We start from the raw sequence: 22,118 nt of genomic DNA on the forward strand, positions 1-22,118 counted from the left end.
CTTATCCCCGTCATTCTTCACGTTGCAAGTACGTTGGCGACGCGCGTTCACACCAGTCACTTACTTATGTAAGCTCCTGGTGGTTCTCTCTCTTGCCGCTTGTCTGCAACTCGAATTATTTAGGGTATATACTCTGGGCTTTTCAGGATGAAGGACGGTGGCAAGTCCACGCCCACCTGTAGCTTGAAAGACGATGAGTATATCGGGACACAAATGACGACGCTGACAGAAGACGATGTGCTTGAGCAACTGGATGCTCAAAATAATTTACTTTCGTTTATGACGACGGCACATAACATTTTGCTCCAGGGCATTAAGCGCTTTCTGCCGTCGCTGTTTGTCGATAATGATGAAGAAATTGTGGAATATGCAGTGAAGCCGTTACTCGCCCAAAGCGGGCCGCTTGACGATATCGACGTTGCATTACGTCTGATTTATGCGCTGGGGAAAATGGATAAATGGCTCTACGCTGACATCACCCATTTTTCTCAGTTTTATCAGTACCTGCATGAACAGGACGCGATTCCCGGTTTTGCCGACGACATTACCTGGGACTTCATCAGTAACGTTAACTGTATTACCCGTAATGCGCCCTTATATGGCGCGCTGGAGTCGATGAAGTTTGCCGACTTCGCCGCGTGGTCTGAGGTGCGCTTTACCGGTATGGTCAAAACGGCGATGGCGCTGGCGGTAACGACAATTTTAAAGGAATTAACGCCGTGGAAATCGCATTAACGGTTAATGGGCTGCACGTTGAAGCACATTATCATGATGATGAAATAGAGAAGGTTCACAAGCCCTTACTGCAACAACTGGCTAAAATACATGCCGCTAAACCTGAGCGCCGTACCATCGTTTTTCTTAGCGCGCCGCCCGGCACAGGCAAATCCACGCTGACCACCTTCTGGGAATATCTCTCTCGTCAGGATGCTGGCCTGCCGGAAATTCAAACGCTTCCCATGGATGGCTTTCATTACTATAACCGCTGGCTGGAGGCGCATCATTTACGTGCCTGTAAAGGCGCGCCGGAAACCTTTGACGTTGATAAGCTGGCGGAAAATCTGCGTCTGGTGCGGGCTGGCGAAGCGACCTGGCCGCAGTACGACCGACAGTGGCACGACCCGGTGGAACACGCTGTTATGGTCACGGCGCCGATCGTGATTGTGGAAGGAAACTGGCTCCTGCGGGATGACGACAGATGGCGCGCGTTAGCGGAGTTTTGCGATTTCTCATTATTTATTCGCGCCCCGGCGGAAACCTTACGCGCCCGGTTGATTGGACGTAAACTGGCGGGAGGATTATCACAGGCGGAGGCGGAAACCTTTTATGAACGCACCGACGGCCCAAATGTGCGCCGGGTGCTGGAAAGTAGCCTGCCAGCCGATCTCATGCTGGAAATGACCTCTACGGGCGAATATCGGATGGCGTGTCCTTAATGATGTTACGCGGCGTTATCGCGCCATTATGCAGCCGTACCACCCGTGAAAAATGACGCCGGGTAAACGCAGCGTCATGGCTAATCGCCACGACGCTGGTTCCCCGTGCCCGGCATGTCGCCAGCCAGTGTTCAAATACGGTTAGCCAGTGGGCGTCAAAATCCCGGCTGGGTTCATCCAGCAATAGCACAGGCGGCGCCATCGCCTCCAGACTGGCGACCGCCACCATCCGGCGCTGCGCGGCGTGCAGATCGAGCGGGTGCGCCTCGGCGACGTCCGTTAGCTGACATAACCGCAGCGCGGCCTGCGTGCGCCGTGAAATTTCCTCCGCCGATAAGCGTTGTAGTTTCAGCCCAAAAGCGACCTCTTGCGCGACATTGCTGTGGAAAATCTGGTTTTCCGCTTCCTGAAAGAGTACGCCGATAGCGGCGGCGCGTTGACGATTTTTAAGCTGCGAAATCGGCTCTCCATTAAGCGTTACCGAGCCGGAAGTGGGGGAAAGCAGGCCGGACATAATCCGTAACAGCGTTGATTTTCCCGCGCCGTTATCGCCGGTCAACGCCAGCCATTCGCCGTCCTGAAGTTCAAGCGAGATAGCGTGCAGACAGTCAGCTGCGGCATTCGGCCAGCGATAAGCGACCTGATTTAACGTCAACATAATGGGGTTAGCGCTCCGTCACGCAATTGCCATACCCGCTGGCATCGCGTCAGAAAAGGAAAATGATTACGCTCAAAAAGCACAATGAGAGAATGACGTTCCAGCGCCCACTGTTGTAACCGTTCCAGCAGCGCCCCGGTGGCCGCTGACGTCAGCCGACTGAAGGCTTCATCAAGAACTAATAGCCTGGGCTGCATGGCAAGCGCGCTGGCAATCACTACCCGCTGCGTTTCGCCGCCGGAGAGCGTGCCGGGATGGCGATGGCGTAACGACTGGCAGTTTGTCAGGGTCAGCGCCTCGTCAATGCGCCGTAGAATTTCCGCTTCATGGAGGCCGAGATTCTCCGGGCCAAACGCCACCTCTTCCTCTACGCTAAAGGTACAGCCGGAAAGCTGTAAATATGGCGATTGCTGCACCAACTGGATGGTGGGCGACTGTTCTACCAGCGGGAGCCGCCCGATAGGGACGCCAAGCAGTAAGCCTGTGCCGTCAATATCGCCGGGAAGATAATCCGGATACCAGCCAGCCATCAGTTGCGCCAGCGTACTTTTTCCGCTGCCGTTATCGCCGACTATTGCCACTATTCCGGGTGTTGAATAGTGGAAATCAAAACATGCCGGCGGGCGTGTCGCATCGGACGGAAGATAACGAAACTGCTCTAACGTAACCATATCCATACTCCCGCTTCCGCCAGTATTAGCAGTACCATGCCATACCGCGCAACCCGTTGTAACACGCTATCTTTCGGCGCCCACAGCGTGGTTCGGGCTCGATGCAGCCGAAACCCCCGCATATCCAACGCCGCGCCGCGTATTGTCAGATCGTTAAGCGCATTTTGCGTAAGCGGCACGATCAGCGCAGGCATCGCCCGTAGCCGCTGATACCAGCCTTCATCCAGAGGTACGCCGCGCGCGCGCTGGGCTTCATAAACGATCGTCAGTTGTCGTTTGAGCTGTTCGACGACCAGCAGCGGGCCAGCGAACAGGTAAGCGATGCCGGGGGGCAGACGTGAAGCGAACAGGGCGCGAATAAACCGCTGAACCGGCACATACTGCATCCATAGCTGCGACGTCGACACGATCGCCAGCAGGCGTAGCCATAGCGTAACGGCATATATCCAGCGTTGCGGATCGCGAGGCTGCCCGCTTATCCATTCCGTTAGCCAACCGCCATGTACCAGCCATAGCCCAAACCCTAAAGACAGCATCAGCCAGGCGACATACTTCGCCCGCCGCCGCGTTGATTTCAGCGCCAGCAGACAGAGGAAGGCCGCCGCGCTATAAACCGGGAGCACGGTCTGCGCAGGGAGTAGCAGCGTGGTGCAGGCCGCCAGCGCCCATAAGGTTAACGAGGTAAACGGATGCATTTAGCGTACGGCTGACATCGCAGGAAAATGCCGTGTCGTACGTAACGGTAGCTGACGCAGCAGCACCCAAACGGTGATCGCCGTCAGAATTTTATCGACCAGATTAGCGCCTATGACGGTAATCGCGACCGACTCTACCAGGTTTTGGCCCATTGAATGCATCCAGGCGACGAATAAATCAGCGCCGCTACCGGTAACGCCGCCAAAAAGCGCGGTACGAAGCGGTACGGCGACCAGCGTCACCGCTAACGTAATGACGACGCCGCTGACGACCACTTTGGGCAGGGTACGAAACCAGCCTGCGCGCGCCAGCCACCCGGCGACCAGACCGATAACCATCGCTACCGGGGCAAACGCGGCAGCGATAGGGTCGGTAAGAAGCCCCCACAGCAAGTTGGTCAGAAGCCCAGTCAACATGCCGATGAACGGCCCTAACAGCACCGCACTAATTAAGGTGCCGATCGAGTCGAGAAAAATAGGCAGCTTCAACATGCTAATAAGCTGTCCGCCAATCATATTGATGGCAATAGCGATGACAATCAGCACCAGAGACTGGCTGGAAAACGGGCGACGCGCCATAAAGTACCTCTTAAAGAGTCGTCAATTAACGGGAAGAAATATGCAGTTCGTCATAACCGGAAATGGCGCACGGTTGACGGCTGAACGTCAGCGCTGGTAGTTCGCCGATAACCAGTTCCAGCGTGGTACGCACGGTACACCCTGGCATCATATGGCCGCCGAGCATGGCTCCGTAGGGATCTGATACCGCGAGATGTAGATGCTCGCCGGTCAATTCAAGCGTGCCGTTTAGCGAGATAACTTCAAACGTGCCGGTGAGCGATGTGGTCGCCTCTTGCCCGGCATAACGCAGCGCAACATCGGCCAGACTGCCGGTACACCCTGCAATCCAGGCGGCATGTAATTGGTTCTGTTGCACAAAGGCGTGTAATTGGGAAAACACTTCCTGGCCGGGAAGCAGACGAAGCGCGTAAAAGCGCGCTGTAGAGGCATTGTGGTGAGATACAGTCATCGTTACAGGACTCCGAGACTCGGACGTGGCGCTGATAATATAGACGCTGGCGGCAGCGCTTTCTGATATAAATCAGTATTTGTGACGCGGCGATGAAAAGATCTGACGGATGTACTGGTGATTCTTAAATATGGAATAAATTGCAGCGTAAGCGGCCATGAAATGTGATGCAGGTCAGATAACTGTCTTCTTCGACTGGACAAACATTCCTTTTATTCCCCGTTTCGCTTATTCTAGCTGAAGCGTTTCAGTTAATTAAATGTTCGACAATTAACCAATCAGTCGCAGTTTGCGACAGGTGAGGTTTTACTCGACGATGAGCTGCATTACTCTGTCAGCCTCATCTGAATCGGGATAGCCTTGCAGGAGACCTATGACCGTACGCATAGCGATTAATGGCTTTGGTCGCATCGGGCGTAACGTGGTTCGTGCTTTGTATGAATCCGGACGTCGGGCGGAAATTACCGTGGTGGCCATCAACGAGCTGGCGGATGCCGCAGGCATGGCGCATTTGTTGAAATACGATACCAGCCACGGGCGTTTTGCATGGGAGGTTCGCCACGAGCGCGAGCAGCTTTTTGTCGGCGACGATGTCATTCGTATTCTGCATGAACGAACGCTGGCGGATCTGCCGTGGCGCGAACTGGGCGTGGATATCGTGTTGGATTGTACGGGCGTATATGGCAACCGGGAGCATGGCGAGGCGCATATTGCCGCTGGCGCGAAGAAAGTGCTCTTTTCTCATCCGGGCAGCAACGATCTTGACGCCACCGTCGTTTTTGGCGTGAACCAGAACCAACTGCGTGCGGAACATCGTATTGTCTCAAACGCGTCCTGTACCACGAATTGCATAATTCCCGTCATTAAATTGTTGGATGATGCTTACGGCATCGAGTCTGGTACCGTCACGACGATCCACTCCGCGATGAACGATCAGCAGGTGATCGACGCGTATCACTCCGATCTACGGCGCACGCGCGCGGCCAGCCAGTCGATTATCCCGGTAGATACGAAACTGGCGGCAGGCATTACGCGTATATTCCCGCAGTTTAACGATCGTTTTGAGGCGATTGCGGTGCGCGTTCCAACCATTAATGTGACGGCGATCGATTTAAGCGTAACGGTGAAAAAACCAGTAAAAGCCAGTGAAGTCAACCAGTTGCTGCAAAAAGCAGCACAAGGTGCATTTCATGGTATAGTTGACTATACGGAATCACCGTTGGTCTCGATAGATTTTAACCACGACCCGCACAGCGCCATTGTTGATGGCACGCAAACCCGGGTCAGTGGCGCCCACCTGATCAAGACGCTGGTCTGGTGCGATAATGAATGGGGCTTTGCTAACCGGATGCTCGACACCACGTTAGCGATGGCCGCAGTTGGTTTCAGGCTCGACGCGTCAGCGTCGACAAAACTTTAAGCATCATTGAGAGGATTCACCATGTCTGTAATTAAGATGACCGATCTGGATCTGGCCGGGAAACGCGTTTTTATCCGTGCGGATCTGAACGTACCTGTTAAAGAAGGGAAAGTGACCAGCGACGCGCGTATCCGCGCCTCTCTGCCGACCATCGAACTGGCTCTGAAACAGGGCGCGAAAGTGATGGTAACTTCCCACCTGGGTCGTCCTACCGAAGGCGAGTACAACGAAGAATTCTCTCTGCTGCCGGTTGTTAACTACCTGAAAGACAAACTGTCTAACCCGGTTCGCCTGGTCAAAGATTACCTGGACGGCGTCGACGTGGCCGAAGGTGAGCTGGTGGTTCTGGAAAACGTTCGCTTTAACAAAGGCGAAAAGAAAGACGACGAAGCGCTGTCTAAAAAATATGCCGCCCTGTGTGACGTATTCGTGATGGACGCCTTTGGTACTGCGCACCGCGCGCAGGCTTCTACCCACGGTATCGGCAAATTTGCTGACGTCGCGTGCGCAGGCCCGCTGCTGGCCGCTGAACTGGATGCGCTGGGTAAAGCGCTGAAAGAGCCGGCTCGTCCGATGGTGGCTATCGTTGGTGGTTCTAAAGTATCTACCAAACTGACCGTTCTGGATTCCCTGTCTAAAATCGCTGACCAGCTGATTGTCGGCGGCGGTATCGCCAATACCTTCGTTGCCGCTCAGGGCCACAGCGTCGGTAAATCCCTGTACGAAGCTGACCTGGTTGACGAAGCAAAACGTCTGCTGACCACCTGCGATATCCCGGTTCCGACCGATGTTCGCGTTGCCACCGAGTTCTCCGAAACCGCACCGGCGACTCTGAAATCCGTTAACGACGTGAAAGAAGACGAGCAGATCCTGGATATCGGCGATGCTTCCGCTCAGCAGCTGGCTGAAATCCTCAAGAATGCCAAAACCATTCTGTGGAACGGCCCGGTTGGCGTGTTTGAGTTCCCGAACTTCCGTAAAGGGACTGAAATCGTGGCGAATGCCATCGCTGATAGCGAAGCGTTTTCCATCGCTGGCGGCGGCGACACCCTGGCGGCAATCGACCTGTTCGGCATTGCTGACAAAATTTCCTACATTTCTACTGGCGGCGGCGCATTCCTCGAATTCGTGGAAGGTAAAGTTCTGCCAGCCGTAGCGATGCTCGAAGAGCGCGCTAAGAAGTAATCGTTACGGGCAGGGATTCCTGCCCGTTGATTTATCGCCGATCTGACATTCAGGGCGGCCCGTGTTTTTTCCCAAAGCCCGACGATACAGGACAACGAAACATGTCTAAAATTTTTGATTTCGTAAAACCAGGCGTGATCACTGGTGATGACGTACAGAAAGTGTTCCAGGTAGCAAAAGAAAACAATTTTGCTCTGCCGGCAGTTAACTGCGTGGGCACTGATTCCATCAACGCTGTTCTGGAAACCGCTGCAAAAGTTAAAGCACCGGTCATCGTTCAGTTCTCCAACGGCGGCGCGTCCTTCATCGCGGGTAAAGGCGTGAAAACTGACGTACCTCAGGGCGCGGCAATCCTGGGCGCTATCTCTGGCGCGCATCACGTTCATCAGATGGCTGAACATTATGGCGTTCCGGTTATCCTGCACACTGACCACTGCGCCAAGAAACTGCTGCCGTGGATCGACGGTCTGCTGGACGCGGGTGAAAAACACTTCGCGGCTACCGGTAAACCGCTGTTCTCTTCTCACATGATTGACCTGTCTGAAGAGTCTCTGCATGAAAACATCGAAATCTGCTCCAAATACCTGGCGCGCATGTCCAAAATTGGCATGACTCTGGAAATCGAACTGGGTTGCACCGGTGGCGAAGAAGACGGCGTGGACAACAGCCACATGGACGCTTCTGCCCTGTACACCCAGCCGGAAGATGTTGATTACGCGTACACTGAGCTGAGCAAAATCAGCCCGCGTTTCACCATTGCCGCTTCCTTCGGTAACGTACACGGCGTTTACAAGCCGGGTAACGTGGTTCTGACCCCGACCATTCTGCGTGATTCTCAGGAGTATGTTTCTAAGAAACACAACCTGCCGCACAACAGCCTGAACTTCGTTTTCCACGGCGGTTCCGGTTCTACTGCTCAGGAAATCAAAGACTCCGTAAGCTACGGCGTAGTGAAAATGAACATCGATACCGATACCCAATGGGCAACCTGGGAAGGTGTTCTGAACTACTACAAAGAAAACGAAGCGTATCTGCAAGGCCAGCTGGGCAACCCGAAAGGCGAAGATCAGCCGAACAAGAAATACTATGACCCGCGCGTATGGCTGCGTGCTGGCCAGACTTCGATGATCGCTCGTCTGGAAAAAGCATTTAAAGAACTGAACGCGATTGACGTTCTGTAATGTAGTCTGTTGATTAAAATGGCTTCCCTCGGGAAGCCATTTTTTTATCGTTATTTCCGGAGAGCGGCGTTAACGCTTTCATCCGGCCAACTCACAGTGTACCTGCCTTTTTTGGGATGATGCCGAAAAATGGCATATTCCTCTGTTTTTGTTTACCTTTAAAAAGTTCTTTTCGTGAGAATGATCTCATTTGCTTGTTTTGCTATGACCAAGGAATATTGAATGGAAGATTTGAATGTTGTCGACAGCATAAATGGTGCGGGCACCTGGCTGGTACGCAACCAGGCGTTATTGCTCAGCTATGCTGTGAATATTGTTGCGGCTATCGCTATTATCATCATCGGCTTGATTGTAGCGCGCGTGATCTCCAATACGGTAAATCGTCTGATGCGTGCGCGTCATATTGATGCGACAGTGGCCGACTTTCTTTCTGCGCTGGTGCGCTATGGGGTTATCGCTTTTACGCTGATTGCGGCTCTGGGTCGCGTGGGGGTTCAAACCGCCTCGGTTATTGCCGTACTGGGCGCCGCCGGTTTAGCCGTTGGCCTGGCATTACAGGGATCGCTCTCTAACCTTGCGGCTGGGGTATTGCTGGTTATGTTCCGTCCGTTCCGCGCCGGTGAGTATGTCGATTTGGGCGGCGTTGCCGGTACGGTACTGAACGTGCAAATCTTTTCCACGACAATGCGCGCGGTAGACGGCAAAATTATTGTGATTCCGAATGGCAAAATTATCGCGGGAAATATCATCAACTATTCTCGTGAGCCGGTTCGCCGTAACGAATTCATTATTGGGGTGGCCTACGATTCGGATATCGATCAGGTGAAACAGCTGCTAACGACGATTATCGAGTCCGACGATCGTATTTTAAAAGATCGCGAAATGACGGTACGTTTGAATGAGCTGGGCGCCTCATCAATTAATTTTGTGGTGCGTGTCTGGAGTAAAAGCAGCGACCTGCAAAATGTCTACTGGGACGTGCTGGAACGTATTAAACGTGAATTCGACGCCGCTGGTATTAGCTTCCCGTACCCGCAGATGGACGTCAATTTTAAACGTGTGAAAGATAACGCCGCGGAGTAATTTTTCTCCCGCGCTGCCTGCCGGCGCTGCGCTTATCCGCCTCCAGTATTCTCTGGTTATTGAGCGGATAAGCGTAGCCGCCATCCGTTATTCAGTCTCTTCATTAGCTTTTCTTATTAGTGATTAAAATTATCAATTTCCGCTAATAATATTCCCGCGCTATAGTCTGCCTTTAAGAAAAACAGCTCAGGGTAGTTAACGTGATATCTTATTATTTTCAAGGGCTTGCCCTTGGCGCCGCCATGATCCTTCCGCTTGGCCCGCAAAATGCGTTTGTGATGAATCAGGGAATTCGTCGCCAGTACCACCTCATGATAGCGCTGCTTTGCGCGTTAAGTGATTTAGTCCTGATCAGCGCCGGTATTTTTGGCGGCAGCGCGTTGCTGATGCAGTCGCCGTGGCTGCTGGCGCTGGTCACATGGGGCGGGGTCGCGTTCTTGTTATGGTACGGTTTTGGCGCGCTGAAAACGGCAATGAGCAGTAATCTGGAGCTGGCCAGCGCCGAGGTTATGAAGCAGGGGCGCTGGAAAATTATTGCTACGATGCTGGCGGTAACGTGGCTGAATCCGCACGTTTATCTGGATACGTTTGTCGTGTTGGGCAGTCTCGGCGGGCAACTGGCTATGGAGCCAAAGCGCTGGTTTGCTCTCGGCACGATTAGCGCGTCGTTCTTATGGTTTTTTGGGTTAGCGCTACTGGCGGCCTGGCTTGCGCCTCGACTGCGTACGGCGAAAGCTCAACGCATTATCAACATTCTGGTTGGGGTGGTGATGTGGCTTATCGCCTTCCAACTGGCGCGGGAAGGCGTCGCGCATATGCACGCGCTTTTCAACTAAGCGTTGTCTGATGGACAACAGGCCGATATCCGCTAAGCTTGCCTGCATGCGCCCTGTATATCAGGGCAATGACTGCAATATGGAGGAGAGACTGTGAAGTTCAAAGTGATGGCCCTGGCGGCATTAGTGGGTTTAAGTGCAATGTCGGCGCAGGCAAGCGAATTGCCGGAAGGCCCGCACATCGTGACTTCCGGTACGGCAAGCGTCGATGCTGTGCCTGATATCGCCACCTTAGCGATTGAAGTGAACGTCGCGGCGAAGGATGCGGCGACGGCGAAGAAGCAGGCCGATGAGCGCGTGGCGCAATATCTTTCCTTCCTTGAGCAAAATCAGATTGCGAAAAAAGACATTAGCGCGGCGAATCTGCGCACGCAGCCGCATTATGATTACCAAAACGGTAAAAGCATTCTGAAAGGGTATCGCGCGGTGCGAACCGTTGAAGTGACGCTGCGTCAGTTAGATAAACTCAATTCGCTGCTGGACGGCGCGCTGAAGGCGGGTCTGAACGAGATTCGTTCGGTATCGCTGGGCGTGGCGCAACCGGACGCCTATAAAGACAAGGCCCGCAAAGCCGCCATTGATGACGCGATTCATCAGGCGCAAGCGCTGGCAGCCGGTTTTAACAGCAAATTGGGGCCGGTTTACAGCGTTCGTTACCATGTCTCTAATTATCAGCCGAGTCCGGTGGTGCGAATGATGAAAGCCGCAGATGCTGCGCCGGTATCCGCGCAGGAAACTTACGAGCAGCCGACCATTCAGTTCGACGATCAGGTCGATGTGGTATTCCAGCTTGAACCTGGAACAGGGCAGACGTCGACAACGGCCGCCAGCACGCAGTAATCTCGCCCGGCCTGGGCGCTTCCAGGCCGCGTTTTCTCCCGGTGTTCTCGGTTTTTGCCGCCTGAACGCAATGATTTTGTGATGAATTTCAAAGAAGTGGCGGGAGAATAATGGGTTATGCAGGCCGGATAAGACGTTCACGCCGCCATCCGGCATTCATAGAGAGGCTAATCCTGACGCAGCACCTTGTGCCCGTACTCCAGCAGCGCGTCGGTCACTTTGCGCATCATTCGGCTTTCCGGGGCAAAGCGGTGCCAGTAAAGCATCCGGCGCTGTAGCAAACCAGGCGTTAAGTTGATCAACTCGCCGCTTTCCAGCTCTTTCTCAATCTGCAGGTGAGGGATCATGCAGCAGGTCGTGCCCTGACGCGCAAGCTGTACAAACGCTTCGGATGAATTAACGATATGGCACGGCACGCTGCCGGGCGGTAGATCGAAATTCTGTTGCAAAAAGGCCTGATGCATATCATCCAGATGGTCGAACGCGACGGCGGGCGCTTTCAGCAGCGACGACCGGGTAACGCCATTGGGGAAATAGCGCTCGGCAAACGGCTTTGACGCGACAAACAGATAGTCGAGTGCGCCCAGTTTGTCTACCAGGCAGCTGGGCAGCGCCTGATGCTGAATACTCACCGCGCCCACCACCTCGCCGCGCCGCAGACGTTCTTGCGTGCGCGTTTCATCTTCCACCTGTAAATTGAGACGGATAGGGGAGTCCGCCAGCACCGGCGCCAGCGCCGGAAGCAGCCAGGTCGCCAGACTATCGGCGTTAACCGCCAGCGACAGCAGCAGCGGTGTAGAGCCGGTTTGTTCATCGCCCAGCCACTCTTCTTCCAGCAGTTCAACCTGACGCAGCAGAGCCAGTAATTTTTGCCCTTGCTCCGTGGGGCGAGGAGGAACGGTACGCACCAACAACGGTTGTCCGAACATATTCTCAAGCTGTTTTATGCGCTGTGAGACGGCGGATTGTGTGATGCACAGCTTCTGGGCGGCGCGCTCGAATCCTCGTTCACGTATAACGGCATCCAGCGCCTGTAGTGTTCTGTAGTCCGGACGTTTCATTGTTGTGTCATGCTCCTGTTATTTTTTTCCGCACTATGACATAAATTTGCCGTCGGTACAGATGAAATCCGTAGCCTGTGTACGGACACGGAGATTTTTCCCGACAATGTTCTATAATGCGGCTGTATTTTCACACCACAGGCGAAACGATCTATGACGCAGGATGAACTGAAAAAAGCGGTAGGATGGGCGGCACTTCAGTATGTACAGCCCGGCACCATTGTGGGCGTTGGTACAGGCTCAACGGCCGCACACTTTATTGATGCGCTGGGCACAATGAAAGGCCAGATTGAAGGCGCGGTCTCCAGCTCGGACGCCTCGACTGAAAAACTCAAAGGCCTCGGTATTCATGTGTTTGATCTCAACGAAGTGGATAGCCTGGGTATCTATGTCGATGGCGCGGACGAAATCAACGGTCATATGCAGATGATCAAAGGCGGCGGCGCGGCATTAACCCGTGAGAAAATTATTGCTTCCGTGGCGGAGAAATTTATCTGTATTGCGGATGCCTCTAAACAGGTGGATATTCTTGGCAAATTCCCGTTGCCGGTCGAAGTGATTCCGATGGCGCGCAGCGCGGTCGCTCGTCAACTGGTGAAGCTGGGCGGGCGTCCGGAGTACCGTCAGAACGTGGTCACGGATAACGGCAACGTGATTCTGGATGTTTATGGGATGGAAATCCTTGATCCCATCGCGCTGGAAAACGCCATTAACGCGATTCCAGGCGTCGTGACCGTAGGGTTGTTCGCCAACCGTGGCGCCGATGTCGCACTGATCGGCACGCCGGACGGGGTGAAAACCATCGTAAAATGATCCCGCCAGGCGTATTTCCTGCCGCGTAAAAAATTCGGTCAGGGCAAATTTGGTGACATGTATCACGTTTAATCGTTTGCCCTGCCGATCCCTCCAAAGAAAAAGTTATTCCCGGTATTTTCATCTGCTATTTCCCGCTGTATGCGATTCCTTCACGACGCTGGCGCAAACGTTCATATTGCCGTGATAATTTTTTTTGATATGTTGAAGGACGGATGCAAATCCACACACAACATCAGATGGCAAAAAAAGACAGGATCGGGGAAATGGCAAAGGTATCGCTGGAGAAAGATAAAATTAAATTTCTGCTGGTTGAAGGGGTGCATCAAAAGGCGCTGGAAAGCCTTCGTGCGGCAGGTTACACCAACATTGAATATCACAAGGGCGCGCTGGACGCTGAACAGTTGAAAGCGTCCATCCGCGATGCCCACTTCATCGGTCTGCGATCCCGTACTCATCTGACAGAAGAAGTGATTAACGCCGCAGAGAAGCTGGTGGCGATTGGCTGTTTTTGCATCGGCACCAACCAGGTGGATTTAAATGCGGCGGCAAAGCGCGGTATTCCGGTCTTTAACGCGCCATTCTCGAATACCCGTTCCGTGGCGGAGCTGGTGATTGGCGAGCTATTGCTGCTGCTGCGCGGCGTGCCGGAAGCGAACGCCAAAGCGCACCGCGGCGTATGGAATAAACTGGCGGCGGGATCGTTCGAAGCGCGCGGTAAAAAGCTTGGCATTATCGGTTACGGCCATATCGGAACGCAGTTGGGCATTCTGGCGGAATCGCTGGGGATGCATGTCTATTTCTATGATATTGAAAATAAACTGCCGCTTGGTAACGCAACTCAGGTGCAGCACCTGTCTGAATTGCTGAATATGAGCGATGTGGTCAGTCTGCACGTACCTGAAAACGCCTCCACCAAAAACATGATGGGCGCAAAAGAGATTGCCCTGATGAAGCCGGGTTCGCTGCTGATTAACGCCGCGCGCGGTACGGTAGTGGATATCCCGGCTTTGTGCGACGCGCTGGCGACGAAACATCTGGCGGGGGCGGCTATCGACGTCTTCCCGACGGAACCGGCCACTAATAGCGATCCGTTTACCTCTCCGCTGTGCGAATTCGATAACGTGATCCTGACGCCGCATATCGGCGGCTCGACGCAGGAGGCGCAAGAAAACATCGGTCTGGAAGTCGCAGGAAAACTGATTAAGTACTCGGATAACGGCTCGACGCTGTCCGCCGTGAACTTCCCGGAAGTGTCGCTGCCGCTGCACGGCGGTCGTCGCCTGATGCACATCCACGAAAACCGCCCGGGCGTATTGACCGCGCTTAACCAGATCTTTGCCGAGCAGGGCGTTAACATTGCCGCGCAGTATCTGCAAACCTCCGCCCGAATGGGGTATGTGGTGATTGATATAGAAGCCGATGGCGATGTGGCGGAGAAAGCGCTGCTGGCGATGAAGGCGATTCCGGGCACCATTCGCGCCCGTCTGCTGTACTAATTTCCTCTAAATGGGCAGGAGATGACCTGCCCATCCTTTCTCTGGTTTCCCTGCCTCAACATCTCTTCGTGTAACGCATACATTCTGTTTTCGAGCCTTGCCGCAATTGGTAATTAAAGGCAGCGTTGCGTGTTGTACAGCAATAAAAGGAATTTACGATAAGGGCTCAGCATAGCGCTGAAACGGGAAAGCCCCTACCGAAGCAGGGGCTCTAAAAAGGAAAGGGACGATGATGAGATACGTCATCATGCTGCTGATCCTGTTAATCATCGCTTGCCCAGCATATTAACAGTGAGTACGCAGGAGGGAGGTTCGCCTCCCTCACCCTTCACCGAGAAATTTAGGTTAAAAAAGCGACGCTGTCAATCGGCAAAACACGGCTACCACTCCCAAATTTTGGATGGCGTTACCACCGCAGGCAGCGGGATATCCCACTCTTCAACCGGCAGCTTTTCCACTAACTGGCAATCATGCGCGTAGCCCACAGGTAGGATCTTATGCTGCTGCCAGTTTTGCAACGTACGGTCATAAAATCCGCCGCCCATCCCCAGGCGCTGCCCGCCTTCGTCAAACGCCACTAACGGCGTTACCAGCACATCCAGCTTTGCCAGCGGCAATACGTCGCGGACATCAAGCCGTGGCTCCCGGATCTTTAAGCGGTTGGTCACCAGTGCACTCTGCGGATGATAGTGCAGGAACAGGAGGTTGCCGGGGCTGAAGGGATGAAGAACCGGAAGGTAGACGCGCTTGCCCGCTTGCCATAGCTGTTCTATCAGCGGCTGGGTGTCGAGTTCGCCATCAAAGGAGAGAAACACGGCGACAGTGTGCGCCATCACGACGGGAGGAAAGCTGAGCATTCGGGCGGCGGCCTGTTGACCAAAGCGGCGTTGCTGCTCTGGCGTTAGCGCACGGCGACGTTGCCGAATCATTCGGCGGATTTCTTGTCGTGATAAAGAGAGTTCGGGAAGTTGCGTCATGGCTGTTGCCAGTCAGAAGGGGAATCTCCGAGATGCCGCCGCAGGCTGTAACCCTTGAACCCTTGGTTCAAGGTGAATGTGTCGTCACAGTTTTAAGGCTTCTCGGACGAACCGAGCATGCTCACCAACCGCGGAGCGCCACATTCTTGTGGTATGAAATATCGGCTCAGGGGACTGGCCCGCTTGCAAACATCTCAGAGAAATTCTGTTTTCACAATCACTTTACCATAGTAAAGCGAAAAGTGTTATTCAAAGTTTTGGCCCGTTTTTTCGGTTATGCGACCTTGATCAAGCAACGCCTGTTCGATGGTCTGTTGTAGCATCCGAATACGTTGTTCCATGCTCGCCGCGTAATCGCGGGTCTTCGCTTTTTCCTGAGTTAACTCATAGCTGATATTCAATGCGGCAATGAAAACCAACTGCTCAGTATTTGTGACTCTAGTGCGAACTTTCAGATCTTGCAACCGCTGATTCAGATCGTCCGCAGCCTGATTCAACGCATCCCTTTGGTCAGGCGGGCAATTCACTCGCAGTGAACGGCCAAATATTTGGATATCGACGGGTTGTGCAGACATGCCACCTTCCTGCTGATTGACTGCGCTGCCTTCGTCTCCAGACCCAAGGTCCGCGAAGGGGCGACACTATAGCTACCCTGGTGTGAAGATACAAGCCCTTTTCTGGTTCACCAGGGTCCAAAGTGGTAGCATATCATGAATATCCTCCCTTTGATGACGAATGCTTATGTCTATACAGAACGAAATGCCTGGTTACAACGAAATGAACCGGTTTTTGAATCAACAAGGGGCCGGTCTGACCCCGGCTGAAATGCATGGTTTAATCAGCGGGATGATTTGCGGCGGCAACAACGACAGCTCATGGCAGCCGCTGTTGCACGACCTGACGAACGAAGGTCTGGCCTTCGGGCATGAGCTTGCTCAGGCGCTGCGCAAAATGCACGCGGCGACCAGCGACGCGCTGGAAGACGACGGCTTTCTTTTTCAGCTTTATCTGCCTGAAGGCGACGATGTCAGCGTATTCGATCGCGCTGATGCATTAGCCGGGTGGGTTAACCACTTTTTGCTTGGCCTCGGCGTAACGCAGCCTAAACTTGATAAAGTCACCGGCGAAACGGGTGAAGCGATTGACGACCTGCGTAATATTGCGCAGCTTGGTTATGATGAGAGCGAAGATCAGGAAGAGCTGGAGATGTCGCTCGAAGAGATCATCGAATATGTCCGTGTTGCGGCGCTGTTATGTCATGACACTTTCACGCGCCAACAGCCGACCGCGCCGGAAGTGCGTAAACCGACGCTACACTAAGAAAAAACGAAATGGAGGCCATGTCATGACTCAGCAGGAATACCAACGCCGTCGCCAGGCATTACTGGCGCAAATGCAGCCCGGCAGCGCCGCGCTGATCTTTGCCGCGCCGGAGGCGACGCGCAGCGCAGACAGTGAATATCCGTATCGCCAGAGTAGCGACTTCTGGTATTTCACCGGTTTTAACGAACCGGAAGCCGTGCTGGTACTGATTAAGAGTGATGACACCCACAACCACAGCGTTTTGTTCAACCGCGTTCGCGACCTGACGGCGGAAATCTGGTTTGGTCGCCGTTTAGGACAGGATGCCGCGCCGGAAAAACTGGGTGTTGACCGGGCGCTGGCGTTTAGCGAAATCAACCAGCAACTCTTTCAGTTGCTTAATGGTCTGGATGTGGTGTACCACGCGCAGGGCGAATATGCGTATGCCGACGAGATTGTTCTGGCTGCGCTGGAGAAGCTGCGTAAAGGCTCCCGCCAGAATCTGACCGCGCCGGCCACCATGACTGACTGGCGACCGATCGTCCATGAGATGCGCCTGTTCAAATCGCCGGAAGAGATTGCTGTCCTGCGCCGTGCCGGGGAAATTAGCGCGCTGGCGCATATCCGCGCGATGGAAAAATGCCGTCCGGGGATGTTTGAGTATCAGTTGGAGGGTGAAATTCACCACGAATTTAATCGCCACGGCGCGCGCTATCCCTCCTATAACACCATTGTCGGCAGCGGCGAAAATGGCTGTATCCTGCATTACACTGAAAACGAAAGTGAAATGCGCGACGGCGATTTAGTGCTTATCGACGCGGGCTGTGAATATAAAGGTTACGCGGGCGACATCACGCGTACTTTCCCGGTGAACGGGAAATTCACGCCAGCTCAGCGTGAAATTTATGACATCGTTCTGGAATCGCTGGAGACCAGCCTGCGACTGTTCCGTCCTGGCACCTCTATTCAGGAGGTGACCGGCGAAGTCGTGCGCATCATGATAACCGGGCTGGTGAAGCTGGGGATTTTGCAAGGAGAGGTTGATCAACTGATTGCCGAAAATGCGCATCGTCCTTTCTTTATGCATGGCTTGAGCCACTGGCTGGGGCTGGATGTTCATGATGTCGGCGTTTATGGGCCGGATCGCTCCCGCATCCTGGAGCCGGGCATGGTGCTGACCGTAGAGCCAGGCCTCTATATCGCGCCGGATGCCGACGTGCCGGAAGCGTATCGCGGCATTGGCGTTCGAATTGAAGATGACATTGTCATTACCGAAACCGGTAATGAAAACCTGACCGCTGGCGTTGTGAAGAAGGCGGATGACATTGAGGCATTAATGGCGGCGGCGCGGCAGCAATGAGCGTCATTATCGTTGGCGGCGGCATGGCAGGCGCGACGCTGGCGCTGGCCATCTCTCAGTTCAGTCATGGGACGTTGCCGGTACACCTGATTGAAGCGAAAGCGCCTGAAGCCGACGGCCATCCCGGCTTTGACGCCAGAGCGATTGCGCTGGCGGCGGGCACTTGCCAGCAACTGGCGCGAATTGGCGTCTGGCAGACGATTTCCGATTGCGCAACGGCAATCAACACCGTACACGTCAGCGATCGCGGTCATGCCGGATTTGTGACTCTCGACGCGCAGGATTACAGCCTGGCAGCGTTGGGTCACGTTGCGGAGCTGCATGATATCGGGCTGCGTCTGTTTGCGCTCTTGCGTAAAGCGCCGGGCGTTACGCTGCACTGCCCGGAGCGCGTAGCCAGCGTGTCACGTACCCAACAGCAGGTTAACGTCACTCTGGAAAACGGCAATGTGATAGCTGGCAGCGTGCTGGTGGCGGCTAACGGTACCCACTCCGCGCTGGCGTCAGCCTGCGGCGTTGACTGGCATCAGGAGCCTTACGAACAGTTAGCGGTGATAGCGAATGTCGCGACCGCGATCCCGCATCAGGGACGCGCCTTTGAACGTTTTACTCCCAATGGCCCGCTGGCGATGTTGCCGATGTCGCATGGCCGATGTTCGCTGGTTTGGTGTCACCCGCTCGACCAGCGCGATGAGGTGCTGAGCTGGTCCGACGCGCAGTTCTGTCATGCGTTGCAGGCCGCGTTTGGCTGGCGGCTGGGGCGAATTACTCAGGCCGGTAAGCGCAGCGCGTATCCGCTTGCCCTTACTACGGCGGCAAAAGTGTTTACTCACCGGACTGTCGTGGTCGGCAATGCGGCGCAGACGTTGCATCCTATCGCCGGACAAGGGTTTAATCTCGGTCTGCGTGATGTCATGAGCCTGGCGGAAACGCTGGTCGCGGCACAGGACGCGGGCGAGGATATTGGCGCCTGGCACGTGTTATCGCGCTATCAGCAGCGTCGTCAGGTTGACCGGGATACGACGATTGGCGTAACGAACGGTCTGGTCCATCTGTTTGCAAATCGTTGGGCGCCGCTGGTTATTGGGCGCAATATCGGTTTAATGGCGATGGAGTTATTACCGCCTGCGCGCGATGCGCTGGCACAGCGGACCTTAGGTTGGGTTGCGCGTTAAGCAGATCTGTAGGCCGGATAAGGCATTTATGCCGCCATCCGGCATCGTGTTCGTAAAAATGCCGGATGGCAGCTTCGCCTTATCCGGCCTACGGTTTTGATTGTTCCGGTTTCCAGGAGTAAATAGTGCAAAGTGTTGATGTAGCAATAGTTGGCGGAGGCATGGTGGGACTGGCTGTTGCCTGCGGCTTGCAGGGGAGCGGTTTGCGCGTTGCGGTACTGGATCACGTAGTCCCCCAGCCGTTGGCGAACGATGCGCCGCCTCAGCTTCGGGTGTCGGCGATTAATGCCGCCAGCGAAAAACTGCTTACCCGTCTTGGCGTATGGTCAAACATTGTGGCGCGACGGGCAAGTTGCTACCACGGTATGGAAGTCTGGGATAAAGACAGCTTTGGCCGTATTACGTTTGATGACGCAAGCATGGGATATAGCCATCTGGGGCATATTGTTGAAAACAGCGTCATTCACTATGCACTGTGGCAAAAAGCGCAGCAAGCGGCGGATATCACCTTAATGGCGCCAGCGGAATTACAGCAGGTCGCCTGGGGGGAAAACGACGCCTTCCTGACTTTAAAAGACGGCGCGATGTTAACCGCGCGTCTGGTGATTGCCGCGGATGGCGCCAACTCCTGGCTGCGTAACAAAGCGGATATTCCCTTAACTTTCTGGGACTACCGTCACCATGCGCTGGTAGCGACTATCCGCACCGAAGAGCCGCACGGCGCGGTTGCTCGCCAGGTGTTTCATGGTGAAGGTATTCTGGCGTTTTTGCCGTTAAGCGATCCGCATCTGTGTTCCATTGTCTGGTCGCTTTCTCCGCAGGATGCGGAGCGTATGCAACAGAGCGGCGACGAGGCGTTTAACCAGGCGTTGACTATCGCCTTCGATAATCGGCTGGGCTTATGCCGCCTGGAAAGCGAACGGCAGGTTTTTCCGCTGACGGGCCGCTATGCTCGCCAGTTTGCCGCGCATCGTCTGGCGTTGGTCGGCGATGCCGCGCACACCATCCATCCGCTGGCAGGGCAAGGCGTCAACCTCGGCTTTATGGACGCGGCCGAACTGGTGGACGATCTGCGCCGGCTTCAGCGTCAGGGCAAAGACATTGGTCAACATCTTTATCTTCGTCGTTATGAGCGTAGCCGTAAACATAGCGCGGCGATGATGCTTGCCGGGATGCAAGGTTTTCGTGACCTGTTTGCCGGCGAAAACCCGGCAAAAAAATTGTTGCGCGACATCGGACTGAAACTGGCGGATACGCTCCCCGGCGTCAAACCCCAACTGCTTCGCCAGGCAATGGGGCTAAACGACCTTCCGCAATGGCTTCGTTAAGCGTCTGACTGCACGCCAGCAAGAGTTTGAAACCCGTCACACTTTGCTTTCCCGGCTATCGCCCCGGGGGGCTTTCCTCGTTTGAAATAATCTAATTTCACCGCTTATTTCGCATTATATTTTCTAATGCCACTATTTTTGGCGAACGCGATTTTCGACATTTTTTCCGCATTTAATATTAATTTATGTTGTGGTAAATCGTATCAGCTTCCTTTTTATGACGAGTATTTAGCGTAATAGTGGTTTTTTGTGCTGATGGGATTTTAGCGTTTTTTAGTCATAAGCTAATGTGATGGTAAATTCAGCCTTATGGTTTAGCGCCTGGTTCGGTGGTAAGTTCAGGAGCAAGAGAACGTTTGCGTCGGCGCAGGAAAAAGGGCGTCGATGCCAGGTTTCGTGGCGAAGATTTCCCATGAAAATGGTTGTTAGCCCCCGCTAATTCAACGAGGAAAAGATGGCCCAACAGACGCCTTTGTACGAACAACACACGCTATGCGGCGCCCGCATGGTCGATTTTCATGGCTGGATGATGCCCCTGCATTACGGCTCTCAGCTTGATGAACACCACGCTGTGCGCACCGATGCCGGGATGTTTGATGTATCGCATATGACCATTGTCGATCTTCATGGTAGCCGTACACGAGAGTTTCTACGTTATCTGCTGGCAAACGACGTCGCGAAGCTAACGAAGACGGGTAAAGCCCTCTACTCCGGTATGCTTAACGCATCGGGCGGCGTGATTGATGACCTTATCGTCTACTACTTCACTGAAGATTTCTTCCGTCTCGTTGTTAACTCCGCCACCCGCGAAAAAGACCTCTCCTGGATTACCCAACATGCTGAACCTTATGCCATCGACATCACCGTTCGTGACGACCTGTCGCTGATTGCGGTACAGGGGCCGAATGCGCAGGAAAAAGCGGCGACTCTGTTTACTGACCAACAGCGCCATGCAGTAGAAGGTATGAAGCCGTTCTTCGGCGTACAGGCGGGTGATTTGTTTATCGCCACCACCGGTTATACCGGCGAAGCGGGCTATGAAATCGCCATGCCGAATGAAAAAGCGGCGGATTTCTGGCGTGCGCTGGTGGAGGCGGGCGTGAAGCCGTGCGGTCTTGGCGCGCGCGACACGCTGCGTCTGGAAGCAGGCATGAACCTGTACGGTCAGGAGATGGATGAAGGTATCTCTCCGCTGGCGGCTAATATGGGATGGACTATCGCCTGGGAACCTGCTGACCGCGACTTTATTGGCCGTGAGGCGCTGGAGATGCAGCGTGAAAAAGGCCATGAGCAGCTTGTCGGTCTGGTGATGACCGAGAAAGGTGTATTGCGTAATGAACTGCCGGTGCGTTTTACCGATGCGCAGGGCAATCAGCAAGAAGGCATTATCACCAGCGGGACGTTTTCCCCAACGTTGGGCTACAGCATTGCGCTGGCGCGCGTTCCGGCGGGCATCGGCGAGACGGCGATTGTACAAATTCGTAACCGTGAAATGCCGGTAAAAGTGACTAAACCTGTTTTTGTGCGTAACGGCAAAGCCGTCGCGTGATTCATCCTTTTTTGGAGAT

Annotated in this window: 23 protein-coding genes and 1 other RNA gene; 15 read left to right on the forward strand and 9 right to left on the reverse strand. The window is 54.3% G+C overall.

Annotated elements, in window-relative coordinates:
* The first annotated feature begins 213 nt into the window (after positions 1 to 213).
* Together LDB27_RS03790 and LDB27_RS03795 are read left to right on the forward strand one after the other, a co-directional pair.
* Positions 214 to 735: an MltR family transcriptional regulator gene (locus tag LDB27_RS03790; protein WP_001530277.1), complete on the forward strand. Its 522-nt coding sequence runs from the start codon at positions 214 to 216 to the stop codon at positions 733 to 735.
* Positions 720 to 1,436 (forward strand): nucleoside/nucleotide kinase family protein, encoded by a 717-nt coding sequence (locus LDB27_RS03795; protein ID WP_000401540.1) that lies wholly within the window; start codon positions 720 to 722, stop codon positions 1,434 to 1,436. The genes LDB27_RS03790 and LDB27_RS03795 overlap by 16 nt, the downstream gene beginning before the upstream one ends.
* Here the strand turns inward: LDB27_RS03795 and LDB27_RS03800 are convergent.
* The 5 genes from LDB27_RS03800 to LDB27_RS03820 are packed head-to-tail and all read right to left on the reverse strand — an operon-like array spanning position 1,405 to position 4,490.
* Positions 1,405 to 2,094: an energy-coupling factor ABC transporter ATP-binding protein gene (locus LDB27_RS03800; RefSeq protein WP_000956933.1), complete on the reverse strand. Its 690-nt coding sequence runs from the start codon at positions 2,092 to 2,094 to the stop codon at positions 1,405 to 1,407. The two genes, LDB27_RS03795 and LDB27_RS03800, sit on opposite strands and share 32 nt — an antisense overlap.
* Positions 2,088 to 2,765, reverse strand: a complete 678-nt coding sequence (locus LDB27_RS03805; RefSeq protein WP_001530229.1) for an ABC transporter ATP-binding protein — start codon at positions 2,763 to 2,765, stop codon at positions 2,088 to 2,090. The genes LDB27_RS03800 and LDB27_RS03805 overlap by 7 nt, the downstream gene beginning before the upstream one ends.
* Positions 2,753 to 3,460 (reverse strand): energy-coupling factor transporter transmembrane component T, encoded by a 708-nt coding sequence (locus LDB27_RS03810; RefSeq protein ID WP_000553266.1) that lies wholly within the window; start codon positions 3,458 to 3,460, stop codon positions 2,753 to 2,755. The genes LDB27_RS03805 and LDB27_RS03810 overlap by 13 nt, the downstream gene beginning before the upstream one ends.
* Positions 3,461 to 4,039: an ECF transporter S component gene (locus LDB27_RS03815; protein WP_000124005.1), complete on the reverse strand. Its 579-nt coding sequence runs from the start codon at positions 4,037 to 4,039 to the stop codon at positions 3,461 to 3,463.
* Between the two features lie 25 nt (positions 4,040 to 4,064).
* The gene (locus LDB27_RS03820; RefSeq protein ID WP_000218562.1) at positions 4,065 to 4,490 is read right to left on the reverse strand and encodes a PPC domain-containing DNA-binding protein; all 426 of its coding nucleotides are present in this window, start codon (positions 4,488 to 4,490) and stop codon (positions 4,065 to 4,067) included.
* 373 nt (positions 4,491 to 4,863) lie between these two features.
* Here LDB27_RS03820 and epd point away from each other — a divergent pair, with 373 nt between their 5' ends.
* The 6 genes from epd to LDB27_RS03850 all read left to right on the forward strand — a co-directional run bounded on the left by epd (position 4,864) and on the right by LDB27_RS03850 (position 11,035).
* Complete coding sequence (gene epd / locus LDB27_RS03825; protein ID WP_000218329.1) at positions 4,864 to 5,910, forward strand: erythrose-4-phosphate dehydrogenase; 1,047 nt, start codon at positions 4,864 to 4,866, stop codon at positions 5,908 to 5,910.
* 21 nt (positions 5,911 to 5,931) lie between these two features.
* Positions 5,932 to 7,095, forward strand: a complete 1,164-nt coding sequence (gene pgk, locus LDB27_RS03830) for a phosphoglycerate kinase (RefSeq protein ID WP_000111274.1) — start codon at positions 5,932 to 5,934, stop codon at positions 7,093 to 7,095.
* 101 nt (positions 7,096 to 7,196) lie between these two features.
* A complete protein-coding gene (gene fbaA / locus LDB27_RS03835) occupies positions 7,197 to 8,276 on the forward strand; it encodes a class II fructose-bisphosphate aldolase (protein WP_000034387.1) in 1,080 nt (359 codons plus the stop codon).
* Between the two features lie 222 nt (positions 8,277 to 8,498).
* Positions 8,499 to 9,359, forward strand: coding sequence for a small-conductance mechanosensitive channel MscS (locus tag LDB27_RS03840; protein WP_000389833.1), 861 nt, complete (start codon positions 8,499 to 8,501; stop codon positions 9,357 to 9,359).
* 200 nt (positions 9,360 to 9,559) lie between these two features.
* Positions 9,560 to 10,195 (forward strand): arginine exporter ArgO, encoded by a 636-nt coding sequence (gene argO / locus LDB27_RS03845; RefSeq protein WP_000626876.1) that lies wholly within the window; start codon positions 9,560 to 9,562, stop codon positions 10,193 to 10,195.
* A gap of 93 nt (positions 10,196 to 10,288) precedes the next feature.
* A complete protein-coding gene (locus LDB27_RS03850; RefSeq protein WP_000669859.1) occupies positions 10,289 to 11,035 on the forward strand; it encodes an oxidative stress defense protein in 747 nt (248 codons plus the stop codon).
* Between the two features lie 167 nt (positions 11,036 to 11,202).
* On the opposite strand, the gene argP is transcribed toward LDB27_RS03850, so the two are convergent.
* Positions 11,203 to 12,096 (reverse strand): DNA-binding transcriptional regulator ArgP, encoded by an 894-nt coding sequence (gene argP / locus LDB27_RS03855; RefSeq protein ID WP_000828345.1) that lies wholly within the window; start codon positions 12,094 to 12,096, stop codon positions 11,203 to 11,205.
* A gap of 153 nt (positions 12,097 to 12,249) precedes the next feature.
* Between argP and rpiA the strand changes: the two genes are divergently transcribed.
* Together rpiA and serA are read left to right on the forward strand one after the other, a co-directional pair.
* Positions 12,250 to 12,909 carry a ribose-5-phosphate isomerase RpiA gene (gene rpiA / locus LDB27_RS03860; RefSeq protein WP_000189741.1) on the forward strand — a complete coding sequence of 220 codons (660 nt, stop codon included), beginning with the start codon at positions 12,250 to 12,252 and terminating at the stop codon, positions 12,907 to 12,909.
* A gap of 266 nt (positions 12,910 to 13,175) precedes the next feature.
* Positions 13,176 to 14,408, forward strand: coding sequence for a phosphoglycerate dehydrogenase (serA, locus tag LDB27_RS03865; protein WP_001151627.1), 1,233 nt, complete (start codon positions 13,176 to 13,178; stop codon positions 14,406 to 14,408).
* A gap of 380 nt (positions 14,409 to 14,788) precedes the next feature.
* On the opposite strand, the gene LDB27_RS03870 is transcribed toward serA, so the two are convergent.
* The 3 genes from LDB27_RS03870 to zapA all read right to left on the reverse strand — a co-directional run bounded on the left by LDB27_RS03870 (position 14,789) and on the right by zapA (position 15,960).
* Positions 14,789 to 15,385, reverse strand: coding sequence for a 5-formyltetrahydrofolate cyclo-ligase (locus LDB27_RS03870; protein WP_001528060.1), 597 nt, complete (start codon positions 15,383 to 15,385; stop codon positions 14,789 to 14,791).
* 20 nt (positions 15,386 to 15,405) lie between these two features.
* Positions 15,406 to 15,589, reverse strand: a non-coding RNA gene (gene ssrS / locus LDB27_RS03875) — 6S RNA.
* A gap of 41 nt (positions 15,590 to 15,630) precedes the next feature.
* Positions 15,631 to 15,960 carry a cell division protein ZapA gene (gene zapA / locus LDB27_RS03880; protein WP_001276011.1) on the reverse strand — a complete coding sequence of 110 codons (330 nt, stop codon included), beginning with the start codon at positions 15,958 to 15,960 and terminating at the stop codon, positions 15,631 to 15,633.
* Positions 15,961 to 16,126: 166 nt separating this feature from the next.
* On the opposite strand from zapA, the gene LDB27_RS03885 reads away from it, so the two are divergent.
* The 5 genes from LDB27_RS03885 (at position 16,127) to gcvT (ending at position 22,099) form a co-directional block, all read left to right on the forward strand.
* Positions 16,127 to 16,705 carry a YecA family protein gene (locus LDB27_RS03885; RefSeq protein WP_000027236.1) on the forward strand — a complete coding sequence of 193 codons (579 nt, stop codon included), beginning with the start codon at positions 16,127 to 16,129 and terminating at the stop codon, positions 16,703 to 16,705.
* Between the two features lie 25 nt (positions 16,706 to 16,730).
* Positions 16,731 to 18,047 carry a Xaa-Pro aminopeptidase gene (gene pepP / locus LDB27_RS03890; RefSeq protein WP_000193681.1) on the forward strand — a complete coding sequence of 439 codons (1,317 nt, stop codon included), beginning with the start codon at positions 16,731 to 16,733 and terminating at the stop codon, positions 18,045 to 18,047.
* Entirely contained in the window at positions 18,044 to 19,222 is a 1,179-nt protein-coding gene (ubiH, locus tag LDB27_RS03895) for a 2-octaprenyl-6-methoxyphenyl hydroxylase (RefSeq protein ID WP_000111152.1), read from the forward strand. Before pepP ends, ubiH begins: the two co-directional genes overlap by 4 nt.
* Positions 19,223 to 19,347: 125 nt before the next feature.
* The gene (ubiI, locus tag LDB27_RS03900; protein WP_001192144.1) at positions 19,348 to 20,550 is read left to right on the forward strand and encodes an FAD-dependent 2-octaprenylphenol hydroxylase; all 1,203 of its coding nucleotides are present in this window, start codon (positions 19,348 to 19,350) and stop codon (positions 20,548 to 20,550) included.
* 454 nt (positions 20,551 to 21,004) lie between these two features.
* The gene (gcvT, locus tag LDB27_RS03905; RefSeq protein WP_000068738.1) at positions 21,005 to 22,099 is read left to right on the forward strand and encodes a glycine cleavage system aminomethyltransferase GcvT; all 1,095 of its coding nucleotides are present in this window, start codon (positions 21,005 to 21,007) and stop codon (positions 22,097 to 22,099) included.
* The last annotated feature ends 19 nt before the right edge of the window (positions 22,100 to 22,118 follow it).

The sequence above is a fragment of the Salmonella sp. JXY0409-18 genome, from assembly GCF_020268625.1.
Lineage (GTDB): Bacteria > Pseudomonadota > Gammaproteobacteria > Enterobacterales > Enterobacteriaceae > Salmonella > Salmonella enterica.